21 protein-coding genes are annotated in these 22,475 nt (G+C 40.3%); all 21 read left to right on the top strand.

The window, feature by feature from the left end:
- Nucleotides 1–107 precede the first annotated feature (107 nt).
- The 21 genes from MKX82_RS14110 (at nucleotide 108) to greA (ending at nucleotide 22,413) form a co-directional block, all read left to right on the top strand.
- Entirely contained in the window at nucleotides 108–1,403 is a 1,296-nt protein-coding gene (locus tag MKX82_RS14110; RefSeq protein WP_341077919.1) for a replication-associated recombination protein A, read from the top strand.
- Between the two features lie 41 nt (nucleotides 1,404–1,444).
- Complete coding sequence (menC, locus tag MKX82_RS14105; protein WP_341077916.1) at nucleotides 1,445–2,560, top strand: o-succinylbenzoate synthase; 1,116 nt, start codon at nucleotides 1,445–1,447, stop codon at nucleotides 2,558–2,560.
- 105 nt (nucleotides 2,561–2,665) lie between these two features.
- A complete protein-coding gene (locus MKX82_RS14100) occupies nucleotides 2,666–3,820 on the top strand; it encodes a M20 peptidase aminoacylase family protein (protein ID WP_341077914.1) in 1,155 nt (384 codons plus the stop codon).
- A 264-nt stretch (nucleotides 3,821–4,084) separates the two neighbouring features.
- Complete coding sequence (locus MKX82_RS14095) at nucleotides 4,085–4,771, top strand: YczE/YyaS/YitT family protein (RefSeq protein WP_233313050.1); 687 nt, start codon at nucleotides 4,085–4,087, stop codon at nucleotides 4,769–4,771.
- Complete coding sequence (cymR, locus tag MKX82_RS14090; RefSeq protein WP_233313051.1) at nucleotides 4,768–5,187, top strand: cysteine metabolism transcriptional regulator CymR; 420 nt, start codon at nucleotides 4,768–4,770, stop codon at nucleotides 5,185–5,187. The genes MKX82_RS14095 and cymR overlap by 4 nt, the downstream gene beginning before the upstream one ends.
- A gap of 89 nt (nucleotides 5,188–5,276) precedes the next feature.
- Nucleotides 5,277–6,431 carry a cysteine desulfurase family protein gene (locus MKX82_RS14085; RefSeq protein WP_233313052.1) on the top strand — a complete coding sequence of 385 codons (1,155 nt, stop codon included), beginning with the start codon at nucleotides 5,277–5,279 and terminating at the stop codon, nucleotides 6,429–6,431.
- 58 nt (nucleotides 6,432–6,489) lie between these two features.
- Complete coding sequence (gene mnmA / locus MKX82_RS14080) at nucleotides 6,490–7,605, top strand: tRNA 2-thiouridine(34) synthase MnmA (protein WP_233313053.1); 1,116 nt, start codon at nucleotides 6,490–6,492, stop codon at nucleotides 7,603–7,605.
- A 145-nt stretch (nucleotides 7,606–7,750) separates the two neighbouring features.
- Complete coding sequence (locus MKX82_RS14075; protein ID WP_237941736.1) at nucleotides 7,751–8,398, top strand: tetratricopeptide repeat protein; 648 nt, start codon at nucleotides 7,751–7,753, stop codon at nucleotides 8,396–8,398.
- Nucleotides 8,399–8,436: 38 nt separating this feature from the next.
- Nucleotides 8,437–10,851, top strand: a complete 2,415-nt coding sequence (gene recD2, locus MKX82_RS14070) for an SF1B family DNA helicase RecD2 (protein WP_341077908.1) — start codon at nucleotides 8,437–8,439, stop codon at nucleotides 10,849–10,851.
- Between the two features lie 245 nt (nucleotides 10,852–11,096).
- Nucleotides 11,097–11,285 carry a hypothetical protein gene (locus MKX82_RS14065; RefSeq protein WP_233313056.1) on the top strand — a complete coding sequence of 63 codons (189 nt, stop codon included), beginning with the start codon at nucleotides 11,097–11,099 and terminating at the stop codon, nucleotides 11,283–11,285.
- A gap of 84 nt (nucleotides 11,286–11,369) precedes the next feature.
- Nucleotides 11,370–12,437, top strand: coding sequence for an AI-2E family transporter (locus MKX82_RS14060; protein ID WP_233313057.1), 1,068 nt, complete (start codon nucleotides 11,370–11,372; stop codon nucleotides 12,435–12,437).
- 376 nt (nucleotides 12,438–12,813) lie between these two features.
- A complete protein-coding gene (gene alaS / locus MKX82_RS14055) occupies nucleotides 12,814–15,447 on the top strand; it encodes an alanine--tRNA ligase (protein ID WP_341077906.1) in 2,634 nt (877 codons plus the stop codon).
- Nucleotides 15,448–15,517: 70 nt separating this feature from the next.
- Nucleotides 15,518–15,784, top strand: a complete 267-nt coding sequence (locus MKX82_RS14050; RefSeq protein ID WP_127737353.1) for an IreB family regulatory phosphoprotein — start codon at nucleotides 15,518–15,520, stop codon at nucleotides 15,782–15,784.
- Between the two features lie 4 nt (nucleotides 15,785–15,788).
- Complete coding sequence (gene ruvX / locus MKX82_RS14045; protein WP_233313059.1) at nucleotides 15,789–16,205, top strand: Holliday junction resolvase RuvX; 417 nt, start codon at nucleotides 15,789–15,791, stop codon at nucleotides 16,203–16,205.
- 13 nt (nucleotides 16,206–16,218) lie between these two features.
- Nucleotides 16,219–16,509, top strand: a complete 291-nt coding sequence (locus tag MKX82_RS14040) for a DUF1292 domain-containing protein (protein ID WP_233313060.1) — start codon at nucleotides 16,219–16,221, stop codon at nucleotides 16,507–16,509.
- Between the two features lie 284 nt (nucleotides 16,510–16,793).
- Nucleotides 16,794–17,894 (top strand): endolytic transglycosylase MltG, encoded by a 1,101-nt coding sequence (mltG, locus tag MKX82_RS14035; RefSeq protein WP_233314699.1) that lies wholly within the window; start codon nucleotides 16,794–16,796, stop codon nucleotides 17,892–17,894.
- A gap of 241 nt (nucleotides 17,895–18,135) precedes the next feature.
- Nucleotides 18,136–18,780: an O-methyltransferase gene (locus MKX82_RS14030; RefSeq protein WP_233313061.1), complete on the top strand. Its 645-nt coding sequence runs from the start codon at nucleotides 18,136–18,138 to the stop codon at nucleotides 18,778–18,780.
- A 3-nt stretch (nucleotides 18,781–18,783) separates the two neighbouring features.
- Entirely contained in the window at nucleotides 18,784–19,713 is a 930-nt protein-coding gene (locus tag MKX82_RS14025) for a peptidase U32 family protein (protein ID WP_341077900.1), read from the top strand.
- A 21-nt stretch (nucleotides 19,714–19,734) separates the two neighbouring features.
- Complete coding sequence (locus tag MKX82_RS14020; RefSeq protein WP_233313063.1) at nucleotides 19,735–21,003, top strand: peptidase U32 family protein; 1,269 nt, start codon at nucleotides 19,735–19,737, stop codon at nucleotides 21,001–21,003.
- A gap of 3 nt (nucleotides 21,004–21,006) precedes the next feature.
- Complete coding sequence (gene udk / locus MKX82_RS14015; RefSeq protein WP_233313064.1) at nucleotides 21,007–21,642, top strand: uridine kinase; 636 nt, start codon at nucleotides 21,007–21,009, stop codon at nucleotides 21,640–21,642.
- A 294-nt stretch (nucleotides 21,643–21,936) separates the two neighbouring features.
- On the top strand, nucleotides 21,937–22,413 hold the full coding sequence (greA, locus tag MKX82_RS14010) for a transcription elongation factor GreA (protein ID WP_233313065.1): 477 nt from the start codon (nucleotides 21,937–21,939) through the stop codon (nucleotides 22,411–22,413).
- The last annotated feature ends 62 nt before the right edge of the window (nucleotides 22,414–22,475 follow it).

Below are 22,475 nucleotides of genomic sequence, written 5' to 3'. Positions count from 1 at the left end.
GAATATAACCATCCGCTTTTTGGTGTTTCATCTAAACTTTTTCGTTTATTGGGTAAGTTGCGATATAATAGTTTTTAAAGTAGTGCGAGTAAAGAGGTGTACATATAGTGAATGGAGAACCACTAGCCTATCGAATGCGGCCGACTACCATTGATGAAGTAGTCGGGCAAAAGGATATAATCGGCAAACAAACAGGCTTATATAAAATGATTAAAAATGGTCATGTTCCGTCCATGCTTTTATATGGGGAGCCAGGCATAGGAAAGACCTCCATTGCCTTTGCGATTGCCGGTACGACAAATTTGCCGTTTATTGCCTTAAATGCGACAACAGCAGGCAAAAAGGATGTGGAGGCAGTCGTGGATGAAGCGAGATTAACAGGGAAAGTGCTGCTGTTTCTCGACGAAATTCACCGCTTCAACAAAGCACAGCAAGACTATTTGCTTCCCCATGTGGAAAGAGGGGATATCGTTTTAATCGGTGCAACTACTGAAAACCCGTATCATGATGTGAATCCTGCCATCAGAAGCCGCTGCGGGCAGATTAAGCAGCTTAAAAGATTGACAGAGGTTGATATTGAGGAGCTACTTACTAGGGCTATTAAAGAAGAACGGGGTCTAGGCACCCTGTCGATAAAGATAAGCGATGAACAAATAAAAAAAATTGCCCAAGGAACGAATGGAGATGCTCGGAAATCCTTAACCCTTTTAGAGTCTATTGTCTATTCCTCTGATAAAGAAGAAGATACATTTGTTGTAACAGATGAAACAGTCGCACAAATGATTGAAAGAGTCGGAGTTTATGGAGATAAGAAGGGGTCTCATTTCTATAACCTTCTTTCCAGCCTGCAAAAGAGCATTCGCGGAAGCGATGTTGACGCAGCTCTTTATTATCTTGCTCATTTGCTCGAAACTGGTGATCTTGTTGCTGTTAACAGAAGACTGCTTGTAATTGCCTATGAAGATGTCGGTCTTGCGAAAACATCTGTAGGCAATAATGTACTTGCAGCCGTTACAGCAAGTGAGCGGCTTGGATTGCCTGAAGCAAGAATTCCTTTATCTGTTGCTGTTGTAGAAATGTGTTTATCTTCTAAATCAAATGCAGCCTATAAGGCCCTCGATGCAGCAATCGCTGATGTTAGGAGTGGCCATGTTGGGGATATTCCGATGCATCTCCGCGACGGCCATTATGCTGGAAGCAAAGCGCTCGGCCATGTTGGCTATGTGTATCCTCATGATTATCCAATCGGCACATTCGGCGGCTGGGTCAATCAAGAATATTTGCCAGAAAAGCTTAAAGGAACGCAATACTATCAGCCAACTGAGGCGGGAGAAGAGAAAAAGCTTAAGGCTATTTACGAACGGCTGGCAGGATTCCGGACAGAAAACGAGAAAAAACAATAAAGCTTTACCGAATTTAACGATTAAGGGACGTGTAGTTAGTTTTGAAGATTGAAAGAATCGAGCTTCTTCATCTAAGGATGCCGTTGCTGCATCCATTTGTAACAAGTATCGGGAGTTTAATGGAAAAGGACTTCCTGATTATTAAAATGTTCAGCGGCGGGCATGTAGGCTACGGAGAGTCCGTTGCTATGCCAAATCCAGGCTACAGTGAAGAAACTACAGGCACTTCTGTGCATATAATAGAAGAATTTTTAATTCCTCTTTTGTTTAATAGCACCATTAACCATCCAGACGACGTTTCTAATATATTCGCACCAATCAGAAGAAATAATATGGCAAAAGCAGCATTAGAAGGAGCTGTTTGGGATCTTTACAGCAAAAAAAATGGAGTGTCCCTTGCCCATGCACTTGGCGGGACGAGAAAAAGCATTGATGTTGGCGTAAGCATTGGAATAGAGAAGTCGCTAGACGAGCTACTCTTGAAAATCGAAAGATATTTGGCAGATGGCTATAAAAAAATAAAAGTTAAAATAAAGCCAGGCTATGATTTGGAGCCATTGGCGAAAATCAGGGAGAAGTTCGGATTTGGGATTCCTCTTATGGCCGATGCGAATTCAGCATATTCCCTGCAAGATTTGACACATTTAAAAAAATTAGATGCATTCAAGCTGATGATGATTGAACAGCCTTTAGCCTTTGACGACATGATTGACCATGCTGTTCTGCAAAAGGAGCTAAGCACTCCGATTTGTCTGGATGAAAGTATCCATTCAGCTGAGGATGCCCGCAAGGCAATCGAGCTTGGCAGCTGCAGGATTATCAATTTGAAAATTGGCCGCGTCGGCGGTTTGACAGAAGCAAAGAAAATTCATGATTTATGTGATAATTATAATGTTCCTGTCTGGTGCGGAGGAATGCTTGAAGCTGGTGTCGGCAGGGCTCATAATATTGCTATAACCTCGCTTGCGAACTTTACAATTGCCGGTGACACTTCTGCTTCTGATCGCTATTGGAAGGAAGACATTATCCAGCCTGAGGTGATTATGTCTGCTCCAGGAAAAATAGCAGTCCCAACAAAGCCAGGCATCGGTTATGAGCTGAACGAGCAAGTGATTGAAAAATACTTATTAGGAAAAAAGACATTCACAAATAATTAATCAACATACAGCACAATCTCTTGCAATGCTAAGATTGTGCTCCTATGATTTGAAAACACAGAACATTCGGTATATTGGTTGGTAACAGGGAGCGGAGGACGAACAGTGAAGGATAGAGTAATAGATTGGGTGAACAAAAAAGAAGTAGAAATAAAAGCGATGTATCATTATTTGCATGAACATGCAGAGATTAGCTGGGAGGAACATCATACAACAGCTTTTATATGCAAACAGCTTGATTTGCTAGATATACCTTATAAAACTTTTTCGGACCAAACAGGAGCAGTCGGCTATTGGGGCAATAACAGGACCGGACCAACTATCGGTGTGCGCACAGATATAGATGCATTATGGCAAAATGTCGACGGTGTATGGAAGGCAAATCATTCATGCGGCCATGATGCCCATATGACAATTGTACTCTTTACACTCAAATGCCTAAAAGAGCTTGGGGTACAACCGAGAGGAATGATTAAAAGCTTTTTTCAGCCTGCAGAAGAAACAGGCGGCGGTGCCCTTTCTTTTATCAATAAAAATTTATTAGATGATGTGGACTATTTACTTGGGCTTCATTTGCGGCCGATTCAGGAAATGAGGCATAATGAAGCATCTCCAGCTATCTATCACGGAGCAGCAGCGTCATTTAAAGGGCGGGTTTTTGGCTTGCAGGCACATGCCGCCCGTCATCATTTAGGAATAAATGTTATAGACAGTATTACGGCTATTAATACGGCAATTCGCGCTATACCGCTTAATCCTATCATACCTGCATCAGCAAAGATGACCTTCATTCAAGGCGGAGGGAAAAGCTTTAATATCATTCCTGATTATGCAGAATTCGGCATTGATGCGCGAGCACAAACGAATGAAGCAATGAATGACCTTATCGATAAACTAAAGAGGAGCATCTATCACGCTGGAGAAGCAAATGGAGCTAAAGTAGAGTTAGAGCTCTTGTCTGAGATGCCTGCAGCACAGAAGGATAATGCGATGGAAGAAGCAGTAGCAGGCAGCATTAAAGAAGTGCTTGGTAAAAAAGGACTTGTTCCGCCACCAGTCACACCAGGAGGCGAGGACTTCCATTTTTATGCAAAAAAATTAAAAAACCTACACTCGACAATGATCGGCTTAGGTACAGACCTAAAACCAGGCCTGCACCATCCAAAAATGTCATTTGAACTGGATAGTTTGCTAAATGGCATTAAAATTATGGCATTGTCTGTCATGAGACTGAATGAGTTTACTGCAGATGAAATTTAATGCAATGGCAGCTTTTTAAAAAAGCTGCCTGTTTGTCATGGAAATAACAAAATACAGCCTTTAATACGAAATTTTACGTAAGCAACCACTTAAAAACCAAAAAAAAGACCAGAAATATGATATCCTATTGAATAGATAGGATATATCATATTCATAATGAAAGTATTAGTGTTGAAGCAAGCGGCGTGAAGAGGGAATATGTTATAATGCATATTGTTCAATTTGCTGCGGATATTTGTAAACATGTAAAGGTGGATATAAAGAATGGAAGCCACATTGAAGATGAGACAGCTTACATGGCGAACGGTAATATTCATTGTCGGCCTGCTTATCATGTCATTTGGAATTGTTCTTTTGATAGAAGCAGACTTAGGTTCTGCTCCGTGGGATGTACTGAATATCGGCTTGTACTACCAACTTGGTTTGACAATTGGGAGCTGGACGATCATTGTCGGCTTTTTTGTCCTTTTTGTAAGTGCAATCCTTTCCAAGTCAATCCCGCAGATCGGTGCATTTCTCAATATGCTGTTAGTAGGTATTTTTATTGATTTATTTTTAATGATGCCATTTATTAAGACACCTCCCACATTACTTGGTAGGGAAGTAATGTTTTTATTTGGTCTTGTTATCATGGCTTATGGAATGGGCTTTTATATCTCTGCGAACCTGGGAGCGGGGCCAAGAGACAGTTTGATGCTTGTATTATCACAAAAGCTTGGCTTAAGTATTTCTAAAACCAGGTTTATCATGGAGGCGGCTGTTCTGTTTTCAGGCTGGCTTATGGGCGGACCTGTATTTTGGGGAACGGTCGCATATGCGGTTATCATCGGTAAAATCGCTGGTTTCAGTATTCCGCAATGCCAGAAATGGACGGAATTGCTGCTGGCAAATGTGAAAAAATCACATCATCGACATAAAAAAATAGCTAATAATAGGAGTGCTGGTTTATGAAAATCTCAACAAAAGGCCGCTACGGCTTAACAATTATGATGGAATTAGCAAAAAAACATGGAGACGGTCCGATTTCCCTTAAGTCAATTGCACAGACAAATGACTTGTCAGAGCATTATTTAGAGCAGCTTGTAGCACCGCTCCGCAACGCAGGATTTGTCCGAAGCATCAGAGGAGCATACGGCGGCTATGTTCTTGGTGACGACCCGAAAAACATCACTGCAGGTGATATCATCCGCACTTTAGAAGGACCAATCAGTCCTGTTGAGGGGATTGAAAACGAGGAGCCTGCTAAAAAAGCTCTATGGATGAAAATCCGTGATGCAGTTAAAGAAGTGCTTGATTCCACAACAATTGAGGACTTGGCGAACCATAAAGAGGAAAATGATACAGATTCATACATGTTCTATATTTAATCGTTGAAACAAATAATTGGAAAGAATGTGCCTATCCTATTACTATAAGATAGTTGCTATTTAGAATAAAACTTTAGTAGGTGAAGAAGTTGGAACATATATATGTGGATCATGCGGCAACGTCGCCGATGCATCCTAAGGTTATCGAAAGAATGCATGAAGTGATGCAATCGATTTATGGAAATCCTTCAAGCATTCACACATTTGGAAGACAGGCCCGAAAGATTATTGATAATGCCAGAGCCAGCCTTGCATCAAGCATAGGAGCGCAAGAGTCGGAAATCATTATCACAAGCGGCGGGACAGAAGCGGATAACCACGCAATATTTGGAGTGGCTGAAAGCTATCAACATCTTGGGAAACATATCATAACAACAGAAATTGAACATCACGCAGTTTTGCATGCATGTGAGGAGCTGGCGAAAAAAGGTTTTGATGTTACCTATCTTCCTGTTAATGAATTTGGTGTGATTGATCTTGATGTGTTGAAAAAGGAATTGCGAGACGATACTATACTTGTGACAATTATGTATGGAAACAATGAAGTTGGCGCAATCCAGCCTATTGCTGAAATAGGAGAAGTCCTAAAAGACCATCAGGCCCTTTTCCATACAGATGCTGTCCAAGCTTACGGTATGGAGGAAATTGATGTGAAGAAGCAGCATATCAATCTTCTGTCCGTTTCTTCTCATAAAATCAATGGCCCTAAAGGAATTGGTTTCCTTTATATTGAAAATGGCATTCAGCTTTCACCACGCTTATTTGGCGGTGAACAGGAAAGAAAGCGCAGAGCTGGTACGGAAAATGTTCCAGCAGTAGCAGGCTTTCAACTGGCCGCAGAAATCGCCATTTCTGAGAGACAGGAAAAAAAGCAAAAGTATGAAAGCTTTAAAAAAACGCTTGTTCAAACATTGGAAGAAAATAAAATTGAGTTTGTGCAAAACGGATTAGTTGAAAATATGCTGCCACATGTTTTAAACTTAAGCTTTCCTGGAACAAATGTAGAGGCACTGCTCGTAAATCTAGATTTGGCAGGCATTGCTGCTTCAAGCGGTTCTGCTTGTACAGCAGGCTCTATCGATCCTTCCCATGTACTCGTAAGCATGTTTGGCGAGAACTCAGAAAGGACGAAGAACTCTATTCGATTTAGCTTCGGGTTATACAATACAGAAGAACAGATCAAAAAGGTCGGATCTGAGCTGTCTAAAATCGTGCAAAGATTAACAGGCAATAAGCTTATCTGACTAGCTTGAACTGTATTCTTCCAAATAGATAGGACTATGGAATACAGGGGGGAATGAAATGGAAAAAGCACCAAAAGATACACGCGTAGTTGTCGGCATGTCAGGTGGAGTCGATTCCTCTGTTGCTGCACTGCTTTTAAAAGAGCAAGGCTATGACGTTATCGGCATATTTATGAAAAACTGGGATGATACAGACGAATTCGGCGTCTGCACAGCAACAGAGGACTATGAGGATGTTATCCGTGTCTGCAATCAACTGGGTATCCCTTATTATGCGGTCAATTTTGAAAAGCAATATTGGGATAAAGTATTCACTTACTTCCTTGATGAATATAAGGCAGGAAGAACGCCAAACCCTGACGTTATGTGCAACAAAGAAATCAAGTTCAAGGCGTTTTTAGAGCATGCAATGAGTCTTGGCGCAGATTATTTGGCTACAGGGCATTATGCGCAAGTTGTCAGAGAAGATGGCAAAGTCCGCATGCTGCGCGGCAAGGACGAAAATAAAGATCAAACGTATTTCCTTAACCAATTAACAGAAGAGCAGTTAAGCAAGGTTATGTTCCCAATTGGCGGGATGGAAAAATCAAAGGTGCGGGAGCTGGCTGCTAAAGCGAACTTAGCGACGGCAACGAAAAAGGATAGCACAGGTATCTGCTTTATCGGCGAACGGAACTTTAAGGAGTTCTTGAGCGGTTACTTGCCTGCACAAAAAGGAAATATGGAAACATTCGATGGCAAGGTTGTTGGTAAACACGATGGTTTAATGTACTATACAATCGGGCAAAGACACGGTCTTGGCATCGGCGGAAGCGGTGATCCTTGGTTCGTTATCGGCAAAGACTTGCAAAGAAATGTGCTGTATGTAGGTCAAGGGTTCCATCATGATATGCTTTACTCTGACAGCATTATTGCTGATAATGTGAGCTGGGTTTCTAATGATTCAACTCCAAAAACATTCGAATGTACAGCTAAATTCCGCTATCGTCAACCAGATAATAAAGTGACAGTGGAACTGCTCGATGATTCGAAAGTGAAAGTAACTTTCCATGAACCAATTCGTGCAGTTACGCCAGGACAAGCAGTTGTCTTCTATCAAGGAGAAGAATGCCTTGGCGGCGGAACAATAGATAAAGTGTACCGCAACAACGAGCAATTAACATATGTAGGCTGATAAAAAAAGAGAAACTTGCTGCTTTTCCTTTGGAATTAAGCAGCTGTTTCTCTTTTTTTTAAGAAAGAAATGCAGAGTGAATTGGAAGATTTCCATTAGGCTAAAATATGCTATACTTTTAGTGAGAAACGGAGTGTGTTTATAAGTGGAGACAAATCAATTAGGAATTAAATATATGCAAGAAGGCAAATTTGAAGAAGCAGCAAAAGTGTTTATGGAAGAAATTGAAAAGAACCCTGCTAACGCAGTATCATATGTTAACTTTGGAAATGTGCTGTCAGCGTTGGGTGATTTAAGCAGAGCTGTTTCCTTCTATGAAAAAGCGATAGAAATTGATCCGGATATGGCCGCAGCTTACTATAGTGCAGGAACAGTCTATTTTGAACAGGAGGAGCTTGAGTCTGCTAAAGCGATGTTCGAGACAGCACTTGAGAAAGGACTCGAATCGAGTGACAACTATTTCATGCTGGGCATGACATATATTGGGTTGGAAAAATCGATTCTTGCTATTCCCTTTCTGCAGCGTGCCGTTGAGCTGAACAGTGAGGATGCAGAAGCATTGTTCCAGCTTGGTTTATGCCTTGCGCAAGGGGAATATATTGATGAAGCAATGGAGAAATTTACAAGCTGCATTGAGTTAGACCCAGAGCATGCAGATGCTTATTATAATCTTGGTGTTGCATATGGATTTAAGGAACAGGAAGAAAAAGCGCTTGAGATGTTTAACAAAGCATTGGAAATTCAGCCTGATCATCAGCTGGCTCAAATGGGAAAACAAATTCTCGGAGGCTGATGGTATTTTAAAAAATTTAAAAGAGGGGGGAGAAAAAATTGGAAGAGCAAAATTCACTGGATCTTTTCGAGGAGCAGGGTAAGTATGTGAAGGGGCGCCATCTTGTCACGATATTTCACAACGAAGATAATCTTTATACCGTGCTCAGGATAAGGGTAGATGAAACGAATGACAGCTATGAAGATAAGGAAGCCGTTGTCACAGGATATTTGCCGAAGATGCATGAAAATGATACATATACATTCTTTGGTGAATTTAAAGACCATCCCCGCTTTGGACTCCAATTCCAGGTCTCCTCTTTCCGAAAAGAGATGCCGCAGACAAAACAAGGGGTTATCACCTATCTGTCTAGTGAGCTATTTAAAGGAATCGGCCAGAAAACAGCAGAGAACATCGTGGAAACTTTAGGGGAAAATGCCATCACTAAAATTTTGAATGAACCATCTTTGCTTGATACTGTTCCCAAACTTCCTCCAGACAAGGCGAAGCTTCTTTATGATACGCTCATGCAGAATCAAGGGCTGGAGCAGGCGATGATATCGTTGAATCAGTATGGTTTCGGGCCGCAGCTATCCATGAAAATTTACCAGACTTATAAGGAAAACACATTGGAGGTTATCCAGTCCAACCCTTATAAGCTTGTAGAGGATGTAGAAGGAATCGGTTTTGGTAAAGCAGATGACTTAGGCTTTCAGATTGGCCTAATTGGCAGCCATCCTGCCAGAATTAAAGCAGGCTGCCTCTATGTGCTCGAGCTTGGCAGCAGCCAGGAGGGACATGTCTACCTGGAAGCAGAATATGTGCTGAACAGAGTAAAGGATCTTCTCGAGGAAAATAAACAGGAGCAAGTAGACTTTTCAGCTATTGCAGACCAGATTGTCTTGCTTCAGGAAGAAAAGAAAATCATCGTCGAAGATAAGAAGATTTTCCTGCCTTCCCTTTATTACTCAGAAAAAGGCCTTGTCCGGCATATTAAAAGAGTGATGGAACAGAAGGAATACGAAGATCAGTTTCCAGAATCGGAATTTTTGCTTGCACTCGGAAATTTGGAAGACAGGCTTGGAGTTCAATATGCACCATCACAAAGGGAAGCCATCCAAACAGCACTGATGGCGCCGATGCTTATGCTGACAGGCGGACCGGGGACAGGAAAAACCACGGTTATAAAAGGGATTGTAGAGCTTTATGGTGAACTGCATGGCTGCAGCCTTGATCCGAAGGATTACAAAAAGGAAGAACCTTTTCCTTTTATTTTAGCGGCTCCCACAGGAAGAGCGGCTAAAAGGATGACAGAATCGACTGGTTTACCTGCTGTCACCATTCATCGTCTGTTAGGCTGGAACGGAAGCGGCGGTTTTGACAAGGACGAGGAGAATCCTCTTGAAGGAAAAATCATTATTGTTGATGAAACCTCCATGGTTGATATTTGGCTAGCTTTTCAGCTGTTTAAAGCATTGCCAGCCAATATTCAAGTCATTCTTGTCGGAGATGAAGACCAGCTTCCGTCTGTTGGACCAGGCCAGGTGCTGAAGGATTTGCTGGCATCAAGCTGCATTCCGACAGTCCGACTTTCTGATATTTACAGGCAGAGTGAAGGTTCGTCTATCATTGAACTTGCTCATGAGATAAAGGACGGCAGATTGCCAAGTAATTTAACTCAGCAGCAAACAGACAGGTCCTTCATTAAATGTGCCTCTGGACAAATAGCACAGGCTATAGAGAAGGTTGTCCTCAACGCGAAGAAAAAGGGCTATGCGCCAATGGATATTCAAGTTCTGGCACCGATGTACAGAGGCCCTGCAGGAATAGACCGGCTCAATGTCATTCTCCAGGAAATATTGAACCCAAATCCAGATGGAACACGTAAGGAATTAAAGTTCGGCGATGTTAAATACCGAATTGGCGATAAGGTGCTGCAACTCGTTAATCAGCCAGAAAACAATGTCTATAATGGAGATATGGGAGAAATTGTATCCATCTTTTATGCAAAGGAAAATACAGAAAAACAAGACATGGTTATTGTCTCCTTCGATGGAATTGAAGCAACTTATACTAGGCAGGATTTAAATCAAATTACCCATGCTTATTGCTGTTCTGTTCATAAGTCCCAAGGTAGTGAATTTCCAATTGTTATTATGCCAATTGTAAAAAGCTACTATAGGATGCTGCGGAGAAACTTAATATATACCGGCATTACAAGAAGTAAACAATTTTTAATATTGCTTGGCGAAGTGGATGCGATGGAAATAGGGGTAGGCCGAAATGATGAGCTGAACCGCCAAACTTCCCTGCAGGAAAAGCTGAAAGAAGTCTTTTCGCAAAGTGATGCAGATATCGAGGCAGCAGAAGAAGATGTTTCCTTGTTTTACAGTGATCGGATAATGGAAATTGATCCGCTTATCGGAATGGAGAATGTTACTCCATATGATTTTATGCCAGCTCAAGAAAGCTGACACAATAAACGATTAGTGGAAATGTTTGTATCACATTGTTTTTATATAAAGAAGCAAGCTATAGATGTCATTCTAAAGGAATGGCATCTGTTTTTTTTGAGAAGAAAACAGCATTAAAAAGCCGGCTCCTATAAAAAAAGCTATGAGATGTTTATTTAGGGTAAGAATTGGACACACTGGAAACACCAGTGACAACTATTTTGAGAAATGGCTGTCTATAAACTTATTGTTAGAGGTGTTTTCAGATGTTAGTCTGTCCAAATTGCCAAAGCAAAGATATCGGGAAAATTGGAATCAGCCAGTATTATTGCTGGAACTGTTTTATTGAGCTGTCATTAGTAAAAGGGGTTATCCATACACATCAAGTGGAAGAGGATGGAAGCCTTAGTTCATTAGATGACTTGTTCGAGGAAGACAATCGCAGATACAGTTAAGAAGTCAGGAGGCGTGTAATTCGCCTCCTTTATTTGTATAAATTACCTCCTTTTCACACAAATTATGGGTGGGAGGAGTGTAGAATGGAAATAAGAGTCAAGTGGTATTATCGCTTAGCATTTACACTATTGCTGTTTATTGTAGTTTTTATCTTTTTTAAATTATCTCCAATTTGGACTCCAATCTTGCAGCTGTTGATGAAGGTGATATTTCCTTTCGTCCTTGGTGCATTTATTACCTATTTGCTTCATCCGATTGTTGAAAAAATCCACGAAATGGGACTGCATCGCGGCCTTGCTGTGGCATTTATATATATCCTCTTTTTTGGAGGAGTCGGCTATGGACTTTATAAGTGCATTCCGATTTTCATTGAGCAGATGAGAGAGCTGACAGAAAATGCGCCAGAGCTTGCAAACCAGTACAGAAGCTGGATTGACTATATACAAGAGCGAACAAGGGCATGGCCTGATAATTTGCAGACGAAGGTTGATAAAGGGATTGAATCTTTTGAAGTTAAGCTGGATGGATTGCTGACAAAGCTTATTAAAGGTATCATGGGTTTTGTTAATTCATTCGTAATTATGATGTTAATACCGTTTATTTCTTTTTACATGTTAAAGGATATTGAAGCAGTAAAAAGAGCGGCCTTGCTTTTAACTCCTAACAAATGGCGTGAAAGCAGTGTTTTATTTTTGAAGGATGTAAATCAGTCTTTGGGCAGCTATATAAGAGGACAGCTGCTAGTTTGTTTTATCATTGGCAGTCTATCATCGATTTCCTTTTATTTTTTTGATTTAAAGTACCCGTTAGTATTAGGAATAATCATCGGAATTACCAATGTTATTCCTTACTTCGGACCCATTATAGGGGCAATTCCAGCCGTTATAATTGCAAGTACAATGTCTGTTAAAATGCTGATCATTGTTGTTATCATCATTGTAGTGCTGCAGTTTTTGGAAGGTAACATCCTTTCGCCCTTTATTGTTGGGAAAAGCTTGCATATGCATCCTCTATTTATTATGTTTGCCCTGCTCCTTGGTGGAGAGGTAGGCGGTATTGTCGGAATGGTAGTAGCAGTTCCTGTCCTTTCTATTTTGAAAGTAGCAATCATGCATTTGCACGTTCATTTTGGAAAAACCACTAATCCTTAGCATTCTTAAGTGATTCACATGTTGACAATTGCAGAGAAAAATCAGTATAATTCGAGAGAAGAACATAGTGACAAAATGATGATAGAATCAAGTAGATTATAGTCCACTTTAGGCGTATGCTAAATAGAGAGGTGTTCCCGTGGCTGAAAGGAACATAAGTGAAGGATAGTCGAAAGCTAATTCTTGAATGCAGTTAATACCTGCCGTCCATCCGCGTTAAGGAGATTTGAGAAATGGCAGTGTTTTGCCATAAATCAGGGTGGTACCACGAGCATACTTTCGTCCCTGTCCAGGGATGGGGGTTTTTTTTATGCTTTAAAATTATTACTCCTAATCAATATTTAAGGAGTCATACATAGAAGGAGGCAAACTTTTTATGAAAGTATTAACAGGGGCAGAAATTAGAAGAAAGTTCCTTGATTTTTTCCAAGAAAAAGGGCATAGTGTGGAACCTAGTGCATCATTAGTTCCTCATGAAGATCCTTCTTTGCTTTGGATCAACAGCGGTGTTGCAACATTGAAAAAATATTTCGATGGCCGTGTAATCCCGGAAAATCCGCGAATTACAAATGCACAAAAATCAATTCGCACAAATGATATTGAGAATGTCGGAAAAACCGCAAGGCACCAAACATTCTTTGAAATGCTTGGAAACTTCTCAATTGGAGATTATTTCAAAGAGGAAGCAATTGATTGGGCTTGGGAGTTTTTAACAGACGACAAGTGGATTGGTTTTGACAAAGAGAAACTATCTGTCACAGTGCATCCTGAGGATGAAGAAGCATATGCGTTATGGCGCGACAAAATAGGGATTCCTGAAAGCCGCATTATTCGTTTAGAAGGAAACTTTTGGGATATCGGGGAAGGTCCAAGTGGGCCGAATACAGAGATTTTCTATGATCGTGGTCCAGAATACGGAAATGATTTAAATGACCCAGAACTATATCCAGGCGGCGAAAATGACCGTTATTTAGAAGTATGGAATCTTGTTTTCTCTGAATTTAACCATAATCCAGATGGAACATACACACCACTTCCAAAGAAAAATATTGATACAGGGATGGGACTTGAGCGCATGGCTTCTGTTGTGCAAAATGTTCCAACCAATTTTGATACAGATCTTTTTACACCAATTATTGCGGCAACAGCACAAATTGCTGATGTGAAATATGGTGCAGATAAGGAAACAGATGAAGCATTTAAGGTAATTGCTGACCATATTCGTACAGTTGCATTCGCAGTAGGTGACGGAGCATTGCCTTCTAATGAGGGCAGAGGATATGTTTTAAGAAGATTGCTGCGCAGAGCTGTCCGCTATGCGAAAAAGATCAATATCCACCGCCCGTTCATGTTTGAGCTAGTACCTGTTGTTGGTGAAATCATGTTTGATTACTATCCGACAGTGAAAGAGAAAGCCGACTTTATTCAAAAAGTAATGAAGAGCGAAGAAGAGCGCTTCCATGAGACATTGAATGAAGGTCTCTCCATTCTTGGGGAAGTAATGGAAAAGGCGAAGAAGTCTAACAGCTTGGTTATTTCAGGTGAAGATGTATTCCGTCTTTATGACACATATGGTTTCCCTGTAGAATTGACAGAGGAATATGCAGAAGAGCAAGGCATGAAAATTGACCATGAAGGCTTTGAGAAAGAAATGGAAAGCCAGCGTGACCGAGCTCGTAAGGCACGTCAAGAAGTGGGAAGCATGCAAGTTCAATCGAGTGTTCTTGGGGAAATCAAAGTGGAAAGTGAATTCGTTGGCTATCAATCTCTAACTGCTTCTGCTGTTGTATCTGCTTTGCTAGTAGATGGAGAGGTAGTAGAGAAAGCAGAAGAAGGCCAAGAAATCCAGTTCATTTTGGATAAGACACCATTCTATGCGGAAAGCGGCGGACAAATTGCAGACGCTGGAACCATTTCATCAGAAGCTGTTACTATTTTGGTCCAAGATGTTCAAAAAGCACCAAACGGACAAAACCTGCACCGAGGCATCGTGCAATCAGGTGTTATAACAGTTAATGACGAAGTGGAAGCTGCTGTTGACAGAAGCAACCGTTCAAAAATCGTTAAAAACCATACGGCAACACATTTGCTTCATCAAGCATTAAAGGATGTGCTTGGAACGCATGTTAACCAAGCAGGTTCTCTAGTACAAACAGACCGTTTGCGTTTTGACTTCTCTCATTTCGGGCAAATTACAGCAGAAGAGCTTGAAAAAATTGAAAAAATCGTTAATGAAAAAATTTGGGAAAGTATTGCTGTTCAAATTGATTATAAAGATATCGAGGAAGCAAAAGCTATGGGAGCAATGGCTTTATTCGGCGAAAAATACGGAAAAGTTGTTCGTGTTGTTCAAGTTGGCGATTACAGCCTTGAGCTATGCGGTGGGTGTCATGTTGATAACACATCCACAATCGGTTTGTTCAAAATAATTTCAGAAGCTGGTATTGGTGCAGGTACAAGAAGGATCGAAGCTGTAACAGGACAAGCTGCTTACCAGCAGTTGACAGATCAGCTTAACATCTTGAAGGATGCAGCAAGCAAGCTGAAAACAAACCCGAAAGATGTCGGCACTAGAATTGAGACAATTCAAGCAGAGCTGAAACAGCTTCAGCGTGAAAACGAGTCGCTTGCAGCAAAACTAAGCAACATTGAAGCAGGCAACCTAGTTGACCAAGTAAAAGACGTTAATGGAGTTAATGTTCTTACAGCAAGCATTAAAGGTGTGGAGATGAACAACTTGCGCACAATGGCTGATGACTTGAAGCAGAAGCTTGATTCTGGAATCATTGTTCTTGGCAGCGTAAATGAAGATAAAGTAAACTTAATTGCTGCTGTTACGAAAGACTTGATGGACAAAGGTTACCATGCTGGTAAGATCATCAAAGAAGTGGCAACACGCTGCGGCGGTGGCGGCGGAGGACGTCCGGACATGGCTCAAGCTGGCGGAAAAGACCCTCAAAAATTGCAAGAAGCGCTAAACTATGTTGAGGAATATATCAAATCCATTTGATAATGTGGGCAAGTAGTGTAAAATGTAGGTATCAATTAACAGAATCTGTCTGAAAATAGGGGTGTTGTAAATGAGCTCATTCGACAAAACAATGAGATTCAATTTTCCTGAAGAACCATATGAACATGACGTAAAAGAAGTGTTGAATCAAGTATATGATGCTCTTCAAGAAAAAGGCTATAACCCAATTAATCAAATTGTCGGTTATCTACTTTCAGGAGACCCTGCATACATCCCGCGCCATATGGATGCACGAAATATTATGCGCAAACTAGAGCGTGACGAGATTATTGAAGAGCTTGTTAAGTTCTACTTAAAACAGCAGCGAGAGGATTAAAGAAATGCGAACAATGGGCTTGGATGTAGGCTCAAAAACGGTAGGGGTTTCAATTAGTGATGCTTTTGGGTGGACAGCCCAAGGCATTGAAACTGTAAAAATCGACGAAGAGAAACAAGAATTCGGATTAGACCGTTTAGGAGTATTGATTGTTGAGCATGATGTAAGTAAAATAGTGGTTGGCCTTCCAAAAAACATGAATGGCAGCATCGGCTTTCGCGGTGAAGCAAGCCAACATTTCGGCAAGCTTCTTGAAGAAAGATTCGGTCTACCAGTTGTATTTTGGGATGAGCGACTGACGACGATGGCTGCTGAAAGAGTCCTTCTTGAAGCAGATGTCAGCAGAAAAAAAAGGAAAAAAGTAATTGATAAGATGGCAGCATCTATGATATTACAAGGCTATTTAGATAGCCAGAAATGATGAGGTGAAAGTAATGGAACACGGAGAAACTAATACAATTACAGTAGTGGACGAGCAAGGAAACGAACAATTATGCGAAATTTTGTTCACATTTGAATCAGATGAATTTGGAAAATCATATGTTCTTTATTACCCAATCGGGGAAGATGACGGTGAAGACGACGAAATCGACATTCATGCATCTTCATTTATCCCGAACGAAGAAACTGGCGATGGTGAGCTATCTCCTATCGAAACAGATGAAGAGTGGGATTTAGTAGAGGAAATGCTTAACACATTCCTTGCTAACGAAGAAGAAGAATAAGAAACAGATGGGGACAGCAATAGTGCTGTCCCTTTTTTTTATGCTTGAAAACGGTCGTGGACAATGGCATAAATATGGAGGGTTTTGTTTGTGGATATTATTTCCAAAGACTATTCTCCGATAGTAAAATAGACTTCATTCGCTATTTTTTTCACTTTCTTTGTTAGAATATAGTATAATTAGTCGAGATATGGTTTTATTATAGGTAATACATACCCGGTTTTAGGAGGGAAAGATAATTGTCAATAAAAGAGGGGAATAATGAAGGAAAAAATAAAAAAGAAATGTTTTTTGAGAAGATAGCGGAAAGACGAAATGAAGCAAAAACAATCAGGAGATTCGTTGGCTTAACCATTCTCGTACTTGCTGTCGTAATTGCAGCTGTGTCACTAACCAGTTATTTTTATATTAAATCAAGCTTAGAACCAGTGGACCCTGGCAGCAAAAAAGAAATCATTGTTGATATTCCAATCGGTTCAAGTGTCTCCTATATAGCTCAGACGTTAGAGGACAGCGGACTTGTTAAAAACGCGCGAGTATTTAAATACTATGTAAAGTTTAAAAACGAATCAGAGTTCATGGCAGGGGAGTATCATATGAATCCCTCGATGACTTTCCAGGAAATCATCGAAAGCTTAAAGACTGGTAGAATCATGCAGGAGCCGGTATTTACTATGACGATACCGGAGGGTAAACAACTTGACGAGATAGCAGCTGTGATAGCTGATAAGACAAAGCAGCCTGAGAAGGAAGTTTTCAAAAGTTTAAATGATGAAAAGTTCATTCAGTCATTAATGGAAAAGTATCCGTCCATTTTGACAACAGAGGTTTGGGCTAAAGATATTAAGTATCCATTAGAAGGATATCTTTTCCCTGCTACGTATGCTTTCTACAAAAAGGACCCTAGCCTCGATGAGATTGTTTCTACCATGCTTGATAAGACGCAAAGCGTTGTGGAGAAGTACAGGCAGGATATTGAAAGAGAAGATATGACTGTTCATCAATTCTTGACTATGTCATCCTTGATTGAAGAGGAAGCAACAGAAAAGGCAGACAGAGATAAAATTGCGAGTGTGTTTTATAACCGCATTGATGAAGGAATGCCGCTGCAAACAGATCCGACGGTCCTGTATGCACAAGGCAAACATAAAGCAAGAGTCACATACAAGGATTTAGAAGTAGATTCTCCGTATAATACGTATAAAAATAAAGGGTTGACGCCAGGGCCTATCTCCAATTCAGGTACGATGTCCATGGAAGCAGCGCTTCATCCAGCTGATACCGACTTTTTATACTTCCTGGCATCCAGTGATGGAACTGTATATTTTTCGAGCACACTTGATGAGCATAACTCATTAAAGGCAAAATATATTACAAATAATTAAAACGATGTGGGGAGAGCATGATTAATTAGCTTTCCCCAGCGTTTTATGTTAAAATAGTACAAGTGTTTTTAAACAGGAACAAGTTATACGTAATTAACAAATTTGGCATACACCGCAAAGTTAGGTTCTTAATAAAAGAAGCTAACATTTTTCAGGTGGAGGGAAACAATTCCTGAAAATTTAGCCAATTAAAAAGAGACATTCAGTAACGTCTGGCAAATGTAAATAGAGGTGAATTCTGTTGCAGAATGAAGAACAAGTGCTGAAATATATCGAGAATTTAATTCCAGATAGAAGTGAAGCCTTTTTAGGTATTGAAAAGTATGCTGAGGAAAATGAAGTCCCAATTATGGAGCTTGTAGGCATTGAAACATTGCTTCAGCTGTTAAGAATGCAGCAGCCCAAAAAAATTCTCGAAATTGGGACAGCGATAGGATATTCTGCACTGCGGATGGCAGACGCTTTGCCAGAATGCAAGATTGTATCCATTGAGCGTGATGAGGACCGATATAATGTGGCCTTATCCAATGTAGAGACATTGAACAAAAGCTCACAAGTTCACTTCATTAAGGGTGATGCGTTAGAAGTGGAGAATCTTGTGCAGGAGCACGGTCCTTTTGATGCCTTATTCATAGATGCTGCAAAAAGCCAATATCGGAAGTTTTTTGATATATACTCCAAGATGCTTTCCCCTGAAGGCGTGATTTTTACGGATAATATCTTATTCCACGGGCTTGTTGTGGAGGAAAATATAGACAGCCGGAATGTAAGGCAGCTTGTCCGAAAAATTAAGGATTTTAATCAATGGCTAATGCAGCATCCAGATTACCATACAGCAATACTGCCTGTTGGTGATGGATTAGCAATTAGCAAAAAGAGGAGATAAAAAATGAAAAAACCTGAATTGCTCGTTACACCAATTACGGTTGAAGACATTATTCCACTGATCGAAAGCGGAGCAGATGCCTTTGTGATCGGTGAACAGAAATTTGGATTGCGTTTAGCAGGAGAATTTAAGCGCGATGATGTAAAAAAAGCGATTGAACTTGCCCATGGACGAAACAAGAAGGTATATGTAGCTGTCAACGGTCTTTTTCACAATGAAAAAATAGATGACCTTTATGATTATATTGCTTTCTTAAGAGATGTGAATGCGGACAGCGTTATTTTTGGTGATCCGGCAGTTCTTATGGTGGCGCGTGAAGTTGCCCCAGACATGAAACTGCATTGGAACACAGAAACCACTGGAACTAACTGGTATACTTGCAATTACTGGGGGAAAAAAGGTGCTAAACGAGCGGTGCTCGCACGGGAACTGAGCATGGATGCAATCATTGAGATGAAAGAGAATGCAGAAGTCGAATTGGAAATCCAAGTTCACGGCATGACGACAATGTTCCAATCAAAGCGCACCCTTTTAGGGCATTACTTCCAACATCAGGGCAAAGAGCAAGATATGGCCGATAAACAGAAAGACAGGGATTACTTCCTCCATGATAAAGAGAGAGAGAACAAGTATCCGATCTTTGAAGACGAAAACGGCACACATATTATGAGTCCTAATGATATTTGCATTGTTGATGAATTGCAGGAATTGATAGAAGCAGGCATCGATTCTTTTAAGATAGACGGTATTTTAAAGGATTCTGCTTATATTCAAAAAGTGACGAGCATTTATCATCGAGCAATAACGATGTTTGTAAATAATCCTGATCAGTACGATGAGGAAAAGGATAATCTACTAGCAGAAATTGAACAGATACAGCCGGCAAATAGACCGTTGGACACAGGATTTTTCTTTAAAGAAACAGTGTATTAATAATTAGGAGGAGTACAGACGATGACAGCAGTGAAAACACCTATCTCTGAAATTCGAGACGGTAAAAGAATCATTGTCAAAAAGCCGGAGCTTTTGGCGCCTGCAGGCAATCTTGAAAAATTGAAGATAGCCGTTGCTTATGGAGCTGATGCGGTTTTTATCGGAGGCCAAGAATATGGACTCCGTTCTAACGCTGGAAATTTCACTTTCGAGGAAATGAAAGAGGGAGTGGAATTTGCAAAAAACTATGATGCGAAAATATATGTAACAACAAATATTTTTGCGCATAATGAAAATATCGACGGACTGGAAGAATATCTGCTTGGATTAAAAGAAGCAGGCATTCACGGCATTATTGTTGCTGATCCGCTCATTATTGAAACATGCCGCAGAGTAGCACCTGAAATAGAAGTACACTTAAGCACACAGCAGTCTCTTTCCAACTGGAAAGCTGTTCAGTACTGGAAGGAAGAGGGCTTAGAAAGAGTTGTGCTTGCCCGTGAAACCAGTGCAGAAGAAATCCAGGAAATGAAAGAAAAAGTCGATATTGAAATCGAGACATTCATTCATGGAGCAATGTGTATTGCGTATTCTGGAAGATGCACACTAAGCAATCATATGACAGCAAGGGATTCTAACAGAGGCGGATGCTGTCAATCATGCCGTTGGGATTATGATCTGTACAGACTGGAAAACACAGAAGAAAAGCCGCTTTTCTCTGAAGAGGATGCACCTTTTGCGATGAGTCCTAAAGACCTTAAGCTCATTGAATCGATTCCCCGCATGATTGAACTGGGCATTGACAGTCTGAAAATTGAAGGTCGTATGAAATCTATTCACTACGTGGCAACAGTTGTCAGCGTGTACCGTAAAGTAATTGATGCTTACTGTGCTGATCCTGATAATTTTGTTATTGACGAAGAATGGCTGAAAGAGCTGGATAAATGTGCAAACAGAGAAACAGCACCAGCATTCTTTGAAGGGCAGCCAGGGTATAAAGAGCAAATGTTTGGTAATCATAGCAAAAAGACAACTTTTGATTTTGTTGGACTTGTTCTTGATTATGACAAAGAGGAAAAGATTGTAACGCTGCAGCAGCGCAACTTCTTTAAACCAGGACAGGAAGTAGAATTCTTCGGTCCAGAAATATCTAATTTTACGACAGTTATTGATACGATATGGGATGAAAAAGGCAATGAGCTTGATGCAGCCCGCCATCCGCTGCAAATTGTTAAATTTAAAGTGGATCACCCTGTATTTCCAAATAACATGATGAGAAAGGAGCTCTAAAGCATGCAGCGCAAACCAGTTGTAATTGGTGTCGCAGGTGGCTCCGGATCAGGAAAAACAAGCGTGACCAAAGCTATTTTTGAGCATTTTCAAGGACATTCCATCCTGATGATTGAACAGGATTATTATTATAAAGATCAATCACATCTTCCATTTGAAGAAAGACTAAAAACAAATTATGATCATCCGTTGGCATTTGATACAGAATTATTAATTGAACATATCCAAACATTGCTTAAGTATGAAAAAATCGATAAACCTGTATATAATTACGCCATGCATACGAGATCAGATGAGACAATACTTGTCGAACCTCGTGATGTTATTATTGTGGAAGGCATTCTTATTTTAGAGGATGAAAGACTTCGCAATCTAATGGACATGAAGCTGTACGTGGATACAGATGCAGATTTGCGCATTATTAGAAGGCTTGTTAGGGATATTCAAGACAGAGGTAGAACAATGGACTCTGTTATTGATCAGTATGTGAGTGTTGTAAGACCGATGCATAATCAATTTATTGAGCCGACAAAACGCTATGCTGATATCATCATTCCAGAAGGCGGTCAAAATCACGTTGCTATCGACTTAATGGTAACGAAGATACAGACGATTCTTGAGCAAAAATCGTTATTATAAGCTCTGTAATTTATTTTTTCCCGAGAGAAATGATAAGGTTTTTTAAAATCTTTGATTTTACCTTTTAACCCCTTTTATATAAAGGATTAGAGGCATTATTATTTCCCTAAAATAATGCATTTTAGGGAATAATTATTCTTTTTTTGAAAGAAAATGCTTTCTTTTTTTCGGAATACGTATTAAACTCATCCTATTAGTAATTTAGCTTGAGTTTACATCATCAACTTTAATACATACCATAAACCAACAATCAAAATATATAGATTGTGCTGGATACTTTAAGGAGTGAACATTTTGGCTATCGAAAAAGAATTTCCAATGACATTGGCTGGTAAAGAGAAACTGGAACAAGAACTAGAACAATTAAAAACGGTTAAACGTAAAGAAGTCGTTGAACGTATTAAAATAGCGCGCAGCTTCGGAGACTTATCAGAGAATTCGGAATATGATTCTGCGAAAGAAGAGCAAGCGTTTGTAGAAGGACGCATCACTACAATTGAAAACATGATCCGCAATGCGAAGATCATCTCAGAAGATGAATTAGATCGTGACACTGTTTCACTAGGTAGTTCTGTTACTTTCATTGAGCTTCCTGATGGTGACGAAGAAACATACACAATTGTGGGCAGTGCAGAAGCTGATCCGTTCGAAGGTAAAATCTCCAATGATTCACCGATCGCAAAAAGCCTAATCGGCAAAAAAGTCGGCGATAAAGTAGTTGTTCAAACACCTGGTGGAGAAATGAATGTAGAAATCGTTACAATTAAATAACAATTTCACGGTAATTGTTTGAAAAAAGGACACCTCGTCAACACTCTTGATGAGGTGTTTTT

It is taken from the genome of Niallia sp. FSL R7-0271, from assembly GCF_038005785.1.
Taxonomy (GTDB): domain Bacteria; phylum Bacillota; class Bacilli; order Bacillales; family Cytobacillaceae; genus Niallia.
This window is presented reverse-complemented; position numbering and strand designations above follow the sequence as displayed.

Excerpts from the sequence above, each read along its gene's own strand:
- MKX82_RS14060 (WP_233313057.1), top strand. The coding sequence starts at position 11,370 with ATGGAAATAAGAGTCAAGTGGTATTATCGCTTAGCATTTACACTATTG.
- cymR (WP_233313051.1), top strand. The coding sequence starts at position 4,768 with ATGAAAATCTCAACAAAAGGCCGCTACGGCTTAACAATTATGATGGAA.
- MKX82_RS14050 (WP_127737353.1), top strand. The coding sequence starts at position 15,518 with ATGAGCTCATTCGACAAAACAATGAGATTCAATTTTCCTGAAGAACCA.
- MKX82_RS14020 (WP_233313063.1), top strand. The coding sequence starts at position 19,735 with ATGACAGCAGTGAAAACACCTATCTCTGAAATTCGAGACGGTAAAAGA.
- MKX82_RS14065 (WP_233313056.1), top strand. The coding sequence starts at position 11,097 with ATGTTAGTCTGTCCAAATTGCCAAAGCAAAGATATCGGGAAAATTGGA.
- udk (WP_233313064.1), top strand. The coding sequence starts at position 21,007 with ATGCAGCGCAAACCAGTTGTAATTGGTGTCGCAGGTGGCTCCGGATCA.
- mltG (WP_233314699.1), top strand. The coding sequence starts at position 16,794 with ATGTTTTTTGAGAAGATAGCGGAAAGACGAAATGAAGCAAAAACAATC.
- MKX82_RS14025 (WP_341077900.1), top strand. The coding sequence starts at position 18,784 with ATGAAAAAACCTGAATTGCTCGTTACACCAATTACGGTTGAAGACATT.
- ruvX (WP_233313059.1), top strand. The coding sequence starts at position 15,789 with ATGCGAACAATGGGCTTGGATGTAGGCTCAAAAACGGTAGGGGTTTCA.
- mnmA (WP_233313053.1), top strand. The coding sequence starts at position 6,490 with ATGGAAAAAGCACCAAAAGATACACGCGTAGTTGTCGGCATGTCAGGT.
- MKX82_RS14095 (WP_233313050.1), top strand. The coding sequence starts at position 4,085 with ATGGAAGCCACATTGAAGATGAGACAGCTTACATGGCGAACGGTAATA.
- alaS (WP_341077906.1), top strand. The coding sequence starts at position 12,814 with ATGAAAGTATTAACAGGGGCAGAAATTAGAAGAAAGTTCCTTGATTTT.
- MKX82_RS14040 (WP_233313060.1), top strand. The coding sequence starts at position 16,219 with ATGGAACACGGAGAAACTAATACAATTACAGTAGTGGACGAGCAAGGA.